This is a genomic window from Pseudomonas sp. MDT1-85 (genome assembly GCF_054898065.1).
The window spans coordinates 444,723-457,087 of sequence record NZ_CM142715.1 but is presented as its reverse complement, the minus strand read 5'-3'; the positions used below and the strand labels follow the sequence as shown (position 1 = coordinate 457,087).

9 protein-coding genes are annotated in these 12,365 nt (G+C 61.2%); 2 read left to right on the top strand and 7 right to left on the bottom strand.

Translation table 11 applies throughout. The annotated features are described in order from the left end of the window. Positions 1 to 45: 45 nt before the first annotated feature. Positions 46 to 606, bottom strand: a complete 561-nt coding sequence (locus tag ACYZT2_RS02090; protein ID WP_461969717.1) for a YbhB/YbcL family Raf kinase inhibitor-like protein — start codon at positions 604 to 606, stop codon at positions 46 to 48. Positions 607 to 743: 137 nt separating this feature from the next. Between ACYZT2_RS02090 and ACYZT2_RS02085 the strand changes: the two genes are divergently transcribed. Next, positions 744 to 2,273, top strand: a complete 1,530-nt coding sequence (locus ACYZT2_RS02085; RefSeq protein WP_461969715.1) for an FAD-dependent oxidoreductase — start codon at positions 744 to 746, stop codon at positions 2,271 to 2,273. A gap of 153 nt (positions 2,274 to 2,426) precedes the next feature. Here the strand turns inward: ACYZT2_RS02085 and pgaD are convergent, their stop codons facing one another. From pgaD to pgaA, 4 genes are read right to left on the bottom strand one after another with little or no spacing between them, the layout of a single operon-like run. Further along, on the bottom strand, positions 2,427 to 2,954 hold the full coding sequence (pgaD, locus tag ACYZT2_RS02080; protein WP_461969713.1) for a poly-beta-1,6-N-acetyl-D-glucosamine biosynthesis protein PgaD: 528 nt from the start codon (positions 2,952 to 2,954) through the stop codon (positions 2,427 to 2,429). After that, positions 2,951 to 4,306: a poly-beta-1,6-N-acetyl-D-glucosamine synthase gene (gene pgaC / locus ACYZT2_RS02075; RefSeq protein ID WP_461969711.1), complete on the bottom strand. Its 1,356-nt coding sequence runs from the start codon at positions 4,304 to 4,306 to the stop codon at positions 2,951 to 2,953. Before pgaC ends, pgaD begins: the two co-directional genes overlap by 4 nt. 1 nt (position 4,307) lies before the next feature. After that, positions 4,308 to 6,305, bottom strand: a complete 1,998-nt coding sequence (gene pgaB, locus ACYZT2_RS02070) for a poly-beta-1,6-N-acetyl-D-glucosamine N-deacetylase PgaB (RefSeq protein ID WP_461969709.1) — start codon at positions 6,303 to 6,305, stop codon at positions 4,308 to 4,310. Between the two features lie 12 nt (positions 6,306 to 6,317). Further along, positions 6,318 to 8,798: a poly-beta-1,6 N-acetyl-D-glucosamine export porin PgaA gene (gene pgaA, locus ACYZT2_RS02065; protein WP_461969707.1), complete on the bottom strand. Its 2,481-nt coding sequence runs from the start codon at positions 8,796 to 8,798 to the stop codon at positions 6,318 to 6,320. Positions 8,799 to 9,138: 340 nt separating this feature from the next. Between pgaA and ACYZT2_RS02060 the strand changes: the two genes are divergently transcribed. Continuing rightward, positions 9,139 to 10,197 carry an IS110 family RNA-guided transposase gene (locus ACYZT2_RS02060; protein ID WP_461972970.1) on the top strand — a complete coding sequence of 353 codons (1,059 nt, stop codon included), beginning with the start codon at positions 9,139 to 9,141 and terminating at the stop codon, positions 10,195 to 10,197. 96 nt (positions 10,198 to 10,293) lie between these two features. On the opposite strand, the gene ACYZT2_RS02055 is transcribed toward ACYZT2_RS02060, so the two are convergent. Both ACYZT2_RS02055 and ACYZT2_RS02050 read right to left on the bottom strand, forming a co-directional pair. Further along, positions 10,294 to 10,632: a hypothetical protein gene (locus ACYZT2_RS02055; RefSeq protein ID WP_461969705.1), complete on the bottom strand. Its 339-nt coding sequence runs from the start codon at positions 10,630 to 10,632 to the stop codon at positions 10,294 to 10,296. 99 nt (positions 10,633 to 10,731) lie between these two features. Further along, positions 10,732 to 12,243 (bottom strand): YdgA family protein, encoded by a 1,512-nt coding sequence (locus ACYZT2_RS02050; RefSeq protein ID WP_461969703.1) that lies wholly within the window; start codon positions 12,241 to 12,243, stop codon positions 10,732 to 10,734. Positions 12,244 to 12,365 lie beyond the last annotated feature (122 nt).

Sequence of the window (12,365 nt, the reverse complement as noted above, 5' to 3'; positions counted from 1 at the left end):
AGACGGACAGCCCGGCAGGTTCGGGTTAACTCACCCAAAAAATCTTCAGCGGTGATAACGCCGCACCACGCTGCTGTTTTTCAGCACATGGCCTTTGATCTGCTCCATCAGCTGCGCGCGGGTCAGGCCGGCAGGCAAGGCGTCTGGCGCCAGGTCCAGGGCGTAAAGCTGAATGAGGTAGTGATGGGAGCTGTCGCCGACAGGCGGGCAAGGGCCGATGTAACCGGTGGAGCCTTTGCTGTTGCTGCCGCCCACGCCTTCGAGGGCGGATTTGGCGCCGACACCGGCCGGGATCTGACGCGTGGTGGCTTTGATGCCGTAATGAGTCCAATGGTCGACACCCAAGCCTTTCTGACCGTCCGGGTCGTGCATGACGATGGCGTAGCTGAGGGTGCCCGCAGGGCCGGCGTTCCAGCTCAGGGCCGGGGACTGGTTTTTGCCGCCACAACCGTTGGCATCGCTGGCCGCCACCGACGTGAACAGACGATTGTCCGAAACACCGGGAATGCTGAGGGTGAAACGCTCCTGGGCCTGCGCCGGAAACTGCACGCAAAGGGCGACTGCAATGGCCGCCAGCCAAGGGTTCAAAGAGGTCAATCGGGTCATACCGGAGCACCTTGTGCGGGTGGGGCCGTGGTCGGCTGGCAAACTATAGCCGGACCGTTCGTGCGGTGGCAGGGGGAATTGGCTGAACCTCGGCATAGGCTCCAAACTCCTAAGTGATACACCCCTGGAGATCGATCATGGCACTGCATCGTGTCGCCCGTGTCGCCGATGTGCCCCACGACCGTGGCCTTGAAGTTCGGATCGATAAGACGAAAATCGTCTTGCTGCGGGTCGGCGATCAATGGCGTGCCTATCAGGGCAAATGTCCCCACGCAGGGGCTCCTTTGGCTAAAGGTGCGCTGTGTGAGGGACGGCTGATCTGCCCGTGGCACAAGGCGGCTTATCGGCTCGAAGACGGCGCGTTATGCGAGCCACCGTCCCTGGACAGTCTGCGGCGCTACCCGCTTGAAATCCGCGACGATGAGGTCTGGGTCGACGACCAGCCGATGCCCGCCGCCAGCACCCCACCGGCGGACGATAAGCGAACCTTTGTGATCATCGGTGCCGGCGCCGCCGGTACGGCCTGTGCAGCGGCGCTGCGAGAGAAAGGTTTCGGCGGCCGGGTGTTGCTGATCGACCGCGAGCCCGAGGCCGGTTACGACCGTACGGTATTGAGCAAATTCGTGATTGCCGGGGAGATGCCGCCGGACGAAGTGCCGCCGCTGCGCGATGAAAGTTTTTATCGTGAACAGCGCATTGAACGGATAAACAGCGAAGTGACAAGTCTGGATGCATCGAGCCGGACACTGCGCCTGGCCGATGGTCAATCGCTGAGCTATGACGGCGCAGTGATCGCCACCGGCGGCGCACCCAACCATCTTTCACTGCCTGGCGCCGATCTGCCGCAGGTGTTCGTGCTGCGTTCGAAGGATCAGGCGCAACGGATTTTGACAGCCGCAAAACCCGGGCAACGGGCAGTGATTGTCGGCGACAGTTTCATTGCTCTGGAGTCTGCTTCATCCCTGCGTCAGTACGGCCTGGACGTCACCGTCCTGGCGCGCCATGCCATCCCTTTCGAGGCGCAATTCGGCGATGCCGTTGGCAAGTCAATTCGCGCCCTGCACGAGGCCAACGGCGTGGTGTTTCATACCGATGGCGAAGCGGCGCAGATCGAAGGCACAGGCAAGGTCGAAGCGGTGCTGTTGGATAACGGTCAGCGCTTGCCGACGGATCTGGTGTTGGTCGGCATTGGCGTCACCCCGGCAACGGCCCCGTTTACTGATCTGCCAAAAGAAAAAGACCAGTCTCTGAAGGTGGATGGCGGAATGCGCGTGACCGATGGGCTCTGGGCCGTCGGCGACATCGCAACCTTCCCGCTCAACGGCCAACCCCAACGGATTGAGCATTGGCGCCTGGCCCAGCAACAGGCGCGAATTGCGGCAGCGAATATGCTCGGCGGTGACGAGCGCTACCTCGATGTACCGTATTTCTGGACCTGGCACTTCGGCAAAAACTACGACTACCTCGGACACGCCGAGGCTTGGGACGAGGTCGAGTTCAAGGGCGACCCTGACCATCCACCGTTTATCGGCCTGTTCGGCAAGAATGGCGTGGTGGCGGCGGCCGTTGCCTGCGATCAGGAACGGGCGATGGCAATGCTCGCCGAACGGATGAAACAGCCGTTGTCGGTGGATGAGGCCTGGCGCCTGATTCGGGATTTCGCCTGACAGACATAGTCAATGCTCCGCACTCCCCCGTAGGAGCTGCCGCAGGCTGCGATCTTTTGATCTTTGGCATATTCAAAACCGCTGAAAATCAAAAGATCGCAGCCTTCGGCAGCTCCTACAAAGAGCGGGCCAAGCGATGCTCGCCGAACGGGTTCAGACGTGACTTATCGGCTCTCGGTTGTCGTCATCTTCGGCCTGCAGGCGGATCACCAGCGAATGCTCCAGTGGCGCCAAAGGCGGTGGCAGCTGGGCCGGGTCGACCGGGAAGAAGTGCGTCACGACATGACTGACATCGCCATCCTGATCGTTGTGAATGGTCATCGAGCCCGGCGTGCGCAGTTTCGCCAGCCGGTCGCCGGTCAGCTTGAAGCTTTTGCTGAGCCCCTGATCATCGACCACCGGCGCCGGCAAACGGCGCTGGGCGAAGCGCTTGCTTTTGCGCTGTTGATAACGCGCCCATGTGATCAGAATCACCGCGTTCAACAACGCCACCCACAGGTAAATCTGCAACGTGCCGAGGGCGTCGAAAAATGACGCATCGATGCGCGGGCCGTCATGGGTATCGAACAACGGCCATACACCTTGCGTCAGCAAATACAGCAGCCCGACCCAGGCGAGCACGGTGAGAAAAACATCGATCACGACCAGAAAGGGCCGCTGCCGGGTTCTGATGATTTTCATTTGATGACCTCCTCTTCATCGTCATTCAGCGGCTTGATGCCCCGGTCCGGGCTGACCCAGCGCGCGCGCTTCTGATGCTGGCCGAACAGCACTTTGGGGAAGCTGACCAGGGTGGTGAGCAGACTGACGAACCAGAACACCAGCGGGTACCAGACCACCCAGAACATGGTCTTGCCGAGGCCCTTTTCATAACGGCGGTCGATCAGGATGCTGACCGCGAATTGCACCAGGCAGACCACCGCCAACAGCAGCCCGGTAAACGCCGGTGGCATCAGGTGATCGACGGCAATGGCTGGCGGCATTTCGACAAATTTGCCAACGCCCCAGAAGATCACCGACAGCAGAAAGGTGAAGGCCCAACCGGTGGACAGGCAGTATTCGAACAGCAGCGGCCAGAGGTAACGATGGCGGTATTGCCAGATGCCACGGATGTTCTTGAACAGCACCTCGGCGCCGCCCTGAGCCCAGCGCAGACGCTGTTTCCACAGGCCGCCGAGGGTTTCCGGCATGAGGATCCAGCACAACGCGCGGGGCTCGTAGAAAATGCTCCAGTGATCCAGTTGCAGCTTCCAACTGATGTCGATGTCTTCGGTGATCATGTCCGGGCTCCAGTAACCGACCCGGTTCAGCGCCGTGCGACGGAAGGCAACGATCACCCCGGAGACGGTAAAGATCCGCCCGAACACCCGTTGGGTGCGCTTGATCAGGCCGATGATCGACGAGAACTCGCCGACCTGTACGCGGCCGATCAAGGTCGAACGGGTGCGGATTCGTGGGTTGCCGGTCACGGCGCCCAGTCGCGCATTGTCGAGCATCGGCGCCACCAGATACGCCGCGGTGTTCGGCGCCAGTAATGCGTCACCGTCGATGCACACCAGATATTCGCTGCGCGCCGCGATGGCGCCCATGCGCAGGGCCACAGCCTTGCCCTGGTTCTCCGCCAGATGCAGCACCCGCAAACGTGGATCCTGCGCCGCCAGTGCATCGAGCACCGCGGCGGTGTTGTCCCTGGAGCCGTCGTTGATCGCGATCACTTCAATGTTCGGGTAATGCTGGGCCAGCGCCGCGTGGATGGTATCAGCCGCGTTATCGCCTTCGTTGTAGCAAGGGATCAGGATCGAGATCAGCGGCTCGCCGGCCAGCGGTGGCGGCAAAGTATCGTCCTGCCACGGCCAGTGCCGTTCCCAGTGCAGCCAGAAATACAGGCCGCCGGCGATCCACAATCCCGACATGAACAATGGATAAAAGAACACGAAGTCCATCAGGAATTGCCCGGTGAGCAGAAAGATCAGCCCGAGGGGAACCCCGAGGACGATCGCTAGAACCAGCAGGGCCAGAAGTCTATCCAGCATGTTATGGATTCCACTTGTTGGAGAGCGCGGGCCGCACGGTTTTCAGATCCGGCTGGTTCTCGAGGAAGTTGTCCGGGTAGTAGCCGAAACTGGTGGCGCCCTGACGCTTGAGGCGGCCCATCCAGTCGGCCAACTGCTCGCCGTCGATGTCGGCGTCGGTGTTTTTCGTCCAGTCGCGGGCCTGCAATTCGAACACCGTGCGATCGAGTGCGCCGGGGCGCGATTTCACCGTCGCCACCAGCGTTTCGAGCCAAGGGCCGGATTGCTTGCGGCTCTGTTTTTCCATGAGTGGCATGGCCATTGGCGCCGTCCAGTCATAGGCGCCCAGGAAGTCGTCGAGGTTCTGCGCGAACCAGGCTTCGCTCTCGGGGTTGAGCATTGGCTCGGCGAAAATATTGCGCGCCGTTTGCACTTGCGGGCCGCGAATGGCACGGACCTTGGCGGTCAGCTCGTGAGTGAAATCGATCAGGTAGCGGCTCTTGAACCGAGTCCAGCGTTGCAACGTGGCCGGATCGTCGCGCAGGGCGGCAATCGAACTGGGCAGACCGTTGGCGGCATAGACCTTCAGGGCTTCAGGCCCGGCGTCTTCGAAGTCCGACAGCACCGCGTCATCGTGATAGAGAATGCCGTCGACCGAGGTCAGGCGTGCCACGTCTTCGTAGATGTCACCAATGATGCGTCGCACGTTCGGATCGAATGGCGACAAGCGTTTGTACTGGTCCGGATCGATCGACGTGGTAGCGGTTTTCGGGTCCCAGCGAGTGACCCGTGGCAACGTCGGGTCCAGGGCAAAACTCAGCACCGGCATCCACGCGAAGACCTTGACGTTAGCCCGAGTACGCAACTGCCAGGCCACGCGGTCGAAGAGGTCGGCGCGCACCGGCAGGTGACGGTTGGGGAAGTACAACGAGTGCACCAGGCCATCGCCCGCTGGGTCGGCGAAGGCTTGCAGGAACACCGTATTGGCGCCCATGTCGGCCATGCGCTGGATCAGTTTGCCGAGATTGATTTCCTGTTGGGCCGGGTCAGGGTCGTAGACGTTGTCCAGGTCCACGTGCACCACGCGCATCGGCGCTTTGGACTGCACCGAGACGATACTGTTGGCGAAGCGTTCGCCATTCGGGTCCGAAGCCACCAAAAAGCGCGGGCTGCTCATCAGATTGTCGAGGGCATCGAGGCCTTCGTCCAGGGTCAGGGCCATCTGATAACCCTGGTCGTTGATCACTTGCAGCGAGGTGCCGTCCGCCGCGCCGTAGGGCCAGACCCAGACACGCGGTTTGTAACCGGTGACCTTGCGGATTTTCTCCGAGATGGCCGTCACGTCGGCGCGCATCCGGGCCTGGAATTGGGCTTCGGTTTCATAGCGGCCGATAGCAGCGTCATAACGCCGAGTGGCGGCCGCCGGTTGCAGGTTGCCTTGCGGATTGGCCAACACGCCTTTGTGGCTGGCGTCGGTGTGGGCGGCGATCTCCACCAGGCCGGATCGGGAAATCTCGCGGATCTGTTCCCAGGTCAGGAAATCCGAACGCTTGCGCGGTGTCCCGGCGAAATCCACTGGCTGGTTCAGCGGCGTATCGATCCATACCCCGACCGGCGCCAGCAAGGCATGCCAGTTGTAGGCGCGCAGCACCGGCAACACGCGGGTGTAGAAGCTCGAATAACCGTCGTCGAAACTCAGCAGGATCGACCGTGGCGGTAGCTCGGGGCCACCGTTGCGCGCCGCCATGATCTGGTCGACGGTGACCGGTTTGTAGTTGTTCTCCCGCAGCCACGCCAGTTGCTCGAGCAGGCGCTCGGTGCGCACGGCCACCACCGCCTGATCGGGGTCGCGGTCTTCGACATCGTGGTACGAGATCCCCAACACATGGTTTTTCGGCCACGGCTTTTCATTGGCCGGCACCGGGCGTTCGGACGGCGGTGCGAAGGCCGGGGTTTGCTGGGCGCAGGCGCTGATCAACAGCGCTCCCAGCAGAAGGATGAAACGCGAAATAAAAGGCATCTTCAAACTCTTCTAGAAGCGGTAAGTAAGGTCGACGAGCAGGCGCAGATCGGTTTCGCGGTCGCCGTCATAAGGCCGGTTGATCACGCTCAGCAGGCCGCCCACCTCGAATACGTCGTTCCAGCTGTAGCGCTGGCCGTAACCCAGCAGGCCGACGCCGCCGGTCCCGTGATCACGCTGGCTATAGGTGCCCGCACCGGCCTGGAACTGCTGGCTCCAGGAAGTTTCGTAGCGGCGATAAAGCAGGTGATTGACGTTCACCGTCGGCAGCACGCTGAAGTCGGATTTGGGGTTGAAGTACGGCACGTCGTCGGACTTGGAGTTATGGCTGGTGCCGACCTCCAGGCCGAGGTCGACCTGCAACCCCGGCGCGCGGTAAACACCCTCGCGACCGGTGAGCAAGGCTTCGACACGGTTGTTGCCGTCGCTGAAGTGCGAGGGGCTGACCGCCAGTTTCCACTCGCGGCTTTCATTGGCGCGCCAACGGATGAAACCGCTGCCGCCGTTGGCGGTGATGTCGCTGTTCAGGGCCCGCAACGGCGTTTGTGCCGACAAGTATTCGAGGCTGCCGCCGTACTGCCAGTGATCGTCGATGTCTCGGGCAATCGCCAGGCGCGCGCCCTGCTTGTCACCGAAGCTATAGGAATGGTTGGAGACTTCCGCTTCCAGGGTCATGTCGCGGGTCCGACGTTCAAGCCCGACGCGCTGAAAGCGATGGTGGCCGGTGCCTTCCTGGAAGTCGCCGGTGGCGTAACCGGCACCGGCGAACACGCGCCAGTCTTCATCGATGGGCGGGCTGTACAGCGTGGTTTCGATGCCGAAATCGCGACTGCCGTTGACCGCCCCGGCGTCGCCGTTGCCCCCGCCATAACTCTTGCCGCCGTAGGCCTCCACTCGTAGCTCGGCCATGTCATGGACCGCACGTTGACGCTGCAAACGCTGGACCTGACGGTTGTCGGGGAAACGCGCGACCACATCGTCGGTCAGTGCATCCATCTGCCGCCATTCCTGCAGGTCCATGGCGGTATGGCCCTGAGCGATTTCCAGCCCGATGTCCCGCGGGGCCATGCTCTCGGTTTCCTTGAGCTGGTTTTCGGCGCGCCGTGGACAGTCCCGAGCCAGGTACAGATCGGCCTGGGCCAGACGCAGGCCGAGGTTGCCCGGGGCCTGCGCCACCAGCGTCTGCAAACGCTGCTCGCCCGACGGCAGATCAGCGCCGTAGGTGCCGGCTTGGGCAGCGAGTAGCTGCGCATCCATCCATTCATCATTGGGATTGCCCACCGGCAAGCCCTTGAGCTCGACCCGTGGCTTCTGAGTCTTGGCCAGGTCTTCAGCGACCTGACGCGCTTCATCGGCCTTATCGCTTTCGAGCAAGGCGTAATAGAGCGCGGCGCTGTCTTCCAGGCGGTCGCCGACATCGGCATCCGGCGCGACCAGCACCTGACGATACAAATCGGTGGCGATTTCTGGCTGACGCTGGTCCAGATAGGACGACGCCACCCAACGCAGGGCATAGGTCGGAATCTTCACGCCTTCGGCGAGCAGCTTCTGGTATTCGGCGATCACATCGGCGGTGCGCGCACGGGCCTTGAGGGCGCCCATGCGGTCGATTCGCCAGCGGATGACGTCATCGTGGGCCTGAGGATCCGGCGTCCAGGTCGCCAATAACTGGCCGTAATCGGCCAGAGCCCGATCGGCGATCACATACCGTTCTTTTTCGCTACGAGCGGCCAGCTCGGCCAGGCGCACGCGTTCTGCGGCCAAGTCACCTTCGAGGCGTCGCAGCGTAACCGGATCCAGTAACCCCGGCCGCTGATCCGCCAGGCGCAAGGCCGGTTCCGGCAGGCGGGCGCGTTGCAGGGCAATCACGTATTCCCGAGCGACGTCGGGCTTGCTGCCGGCGCGGATGAAGGCCTGATCGTATTCAAACAATGCGCCGTAGGTGGCTCCGGCGCGGGTCAAGGCATAGGCCAGGGCCAAGCGGCGGGACGGATCATCCGGTTTCGCCGCCACCAGCGCTCTGGCGCGGGTAACCGCCTCGTCAGGTTTACCGGCGTCAGCCTGAGTCATCGCCAACCCCAGCTGCAGGTCGGCATTTTGCGGCTCAAGGGCCAGGGCCTTGTTGTACACCCGGGTCGCCGAGTCCCAGCGCTTGAGGTTGCGATAGGCACGCGCGGTGGCGGTCAGGGCCTGAACCGGCAGGGCCCGCTTATGCCCTTGGGTTTCATAAACCTGGACCACTTCAGCATCCAGCCCCGCCCAGCTGGCGATCTGCAAATGATCGCTGATCTGGCCCGTGGTGGCCTGGTTTACCGGCACCTGGCGCAACACCGTCAGCGCAGGCGTGTAGTTGCCGGCCCGTGCATCGCGAACCATTTGGTCATAAGGCGTATCGGCGAACGCCAGCGCCGGCCACAACAATTGGCCGCACAGCGCAACGCGAAACAAGGGGCGCAAACCACGATGAATAAAGGGACCAGCAATACACGGCATTCGTCAGCATCCTTACATGGCCAGCCGGATCGCAATGTCCCCTTGCCCATTCGTAGCGGAAAGCCGGATCGAAAGACCCAGCCAGGCTTTATCGACGCAGTTTTGCATGCAAGCGAAGTCAACTATTCAGAGCACAATAATTGTTCAGATTCGTGACGTTCACGCCTTCTCTGGTGCCAGTCAGCCAAGCATTTCGGCCGCGCTGCACTTCTGTAATTGGATGGACTCGCCCAAGCCGAGGCGTCAATGCGCCACGGTGGCAGTCTAAACAGCCAACGACAGCGAGGGCGAGTCCATGAAAAATCATAGTTCGATTGATCAATCCCTGTCTTCTTCCGATTTGTCGGCCTGCACAACCTTGGCGGTCGATCTGGCCAAGCAGGTCTTTCAGGTTGCCGGTGAAGATGTCCTCGGCCAGGTGCGCTATGAGCAGCGGATCAAGTCGCGCGAGGCGTTTTATGAATTTCTTCAACAGCTGCCGCCTCATGTCGTGGTTTTGATGGAAACCGGTCCGGGCGCTCAAGCCTGGGCCCGGCAGCTGCAAGACCAAGGCAATCTGGCGCGGATTCTTCCAGCCGGTTTGGTGGCCACACACCGCAGCGGGCCTAAAAATGATCGCAACGATGCGCTGGCGATTCTGCGGGCTGGTCGCGATGAAAAAATCTGCGCAGTACCGGTCAAAAGCGTTGCGGCGCTGGCAATGCAGGCGTTGCATCGCGCCCGTCAGGGCTACGTGCGTCGACGCACGGCGGTAAGTAATCAGATGCGCGGCCTGCTGCTCGAGCACGGCGTGGCCTTGGCGCAGGGCGATGTTGCGATCAGCCAGAAAATTCCGCGGGTACTGGAAGATGCTACCCAGCCGGTGCCAGGCCTGCTGCGTGAACTGATCGACGAACTGTTGGCCGAGTGGCGCCATTTGGGCGAGCGCATCAGCGTGCTGACGGGACGCCTGGAAGTGGCCGCCAATGCCGACATGACGGCGAAGCGACTGATGACTGTGCGCGGCATCGGCCCAGTCACTGCCACGGCACTGGTGGCCAAGGAAACCAAACCTGAGCGATTTCCCAATGCCCGCAAGTTTGCCGCGTACTTTGGCATGGTGCCTGACCAGCACAGCAGCGGGCAGACGGTCCGGCTGGGGGACATGACCAAGCGAGGTGATGTTTATTTACGCAGCCTGATGATCCAGGGAGCCCATGCGGTGCTGCAACAACTACGACCTGATTCCCAGCAACCCGATGACCGCCGCTTGTTGCGCTGGATGAGCCGGCTGGGTCGTAAGGAGGCTGCGATCAGGCTAGCCAACCGCAACCTGCGAATCGTCTGGGTGCTTCTACAGAATGACCAGACTTATCGTCGCCACGCTGGTGATGGCCAGCAAGCGACGATGAGCCACTGAGCGACAGAGTTCTGCCACCGAGGTACTGACTGTCCGACCCTTTGCTGAAGAAAAATTGACCCCAGGTAAGACCGGCGTGGATTGATGCCTAAGCTGCTACTGGCCTTCGAGGCCTGACTGTAATCGGCATACCACGAGCTTTTCCAATTTTGGCCAGAAGCCGAAGACGGCTTCCACGAATAGGCCTAATACATAGATGCAACAGGGCGACGGTTTTTTCAAAAGCGGGTAGACAGTGGGGGCGAGTCCATACATAGCAGCTGCCGAGCCTGCGAGGCTGCGTTCGGTTGCGTAGCAGTCGTGAGTCCAGCAAAAGTGGTCTGCCTGACGCACCGTAATTGCTGATTTTGCGACTGCTTCGCAGCCGAACGCAGCCTCGCAGGCTCGGCAGCTGCTACGGATCGCATTACGGCTTAACTGATTGGCATAAGACATCAGGGCCTCCTTCCCCTCCCCCGTTTCCAACCCCCAGACAGCAAAACGCCCGGCGTCTGCGTGTTGCAGAGGCCGGGCGTTGCGCTGAAGCCTGCGGCTTTACTGGATGGTGACGTTGCCCGCGCCGCCGAGTTTGCTCATCACGAAGCCGACAAATTCTTCAAGGGTCATTTTCTGGCCGTTGAAGTCCACCTGATTGTTGGCGTAGTGCAGCTTGGTGACGACGTTGTTACCGTCCAGTTTCGCCAATTGTGTGCCGACCGCCATGCTGCCGAACATGTCGGCGGTTGCGCTCGCCTGATCGGCAATGAGCTTGGCGTCGGTCTGGCCGTCGATTTGCGATTGCACGGTGAGCACGTCAACCAGCATTGGCTTGGACACCAATAGGTTGAAGTCCAGCAGCGCGATCAACTGCTTGACCAACTGGTCTGGCGGCAGATCCATGGACTGTGGTTTGGTCAGGTCCAGCACCATATTGGCGCGACTTTCGCCGTTGCTGGTGTTGAACGACAGGTTTTCCAGGGCCACCTGCGGGCCGGCGGCCAGCAGTTTTTCCAGACCGGCCTTGACCTGTGCCTCTTCGGCCGGGGTCAGGTTCAGTTCCGGCGCCGGTTGACCGGCGGCAGCGGCTTCAGTGGCGGCCTTCTCGTACGGTTGCAGTTTGGTCTGGTAGATCTGCATCAGCGACATCGTTGACGGGATGTCGAGGTTTTTCAGGCTCATGGCCATCTGCGCAGAGCCGATAACCTTGCCGTTCAAGGACACTTCACCCACCTTGTAATCGGCACGCCCCGAAGCGTTGGTGCCCGATTCCTCGGTCTTGTTCTTCATTTCAAAGTTCTTGACGCCCAGTACCGACTGCTTGGCCCCGAAGGTGGTCTTGCTGTTGGTCAGCTCGATGGTGTTTTCGCCGGTGTAATAACCGTACGTGCTTTTGTTCAGGTTACTGGCCACGGTCAAGCCGTTGAGCTCGACCTGCACCGGGGTCTGATCTTCGGCCACGGTGGTCAGCTTCAGGCTGTCCATGTAACCGTCTGCCTTGACCTTTTGCGCCTGGGCGCTGGCGGCTACGTCGAGTTTCATACCGGAGAAGGTCAGATTGGACTTGTCATCCAGTGCTGTTTCCAGCGGCAGAAACTCGAGGGTGCCCTTGGTGGAGTTGTCGTAGCCGATGTTGACCACGCCCTTGACCGGGGATTTGTCCTTGGCGGCAGCGAACCACTTCTCGGTCAGCGGGGTTTTTTCCAGCTCGTAGTGACTGGTGGCCAGGACCGGCAACCACTTCAGCGACACCAGGCGCGAGAACGGCAGCGGGCCGTGTTCGATGCGGTCGACGAACAGCAACTCGACCGGCGCTTCACCAAACATCTCGCCTTCGCCCTTGAGGCGGTAGTGCGCGGTGCTGCTGAACACATGGCGGTCCAGCGACACCAACTCCAGCGACGCTGTGCCGTTGGAACCTGCCAGCGCGGCTTGCAACTCTTTGTTAGCGTCGGCGATCGAGGTGTTCAGCACCCCATCGAGTTTGCTGCCGGTGTACCACGCACCGCCGGCACTGATTGCACCAATGGCCACGACAATTCCTAGAAGCACGCCTGCTGATTTATTCATGAAGTATCCGTTCAATGTCCGTTGTTGAAAGTGTGGTCGTCTTCCCTGAACCCGTGACGGGTTGCGGCTCGACTTCGCTAAAAGTGGGATGGAGATTAGCATTTGCGCCGCAAAGCGGCGCA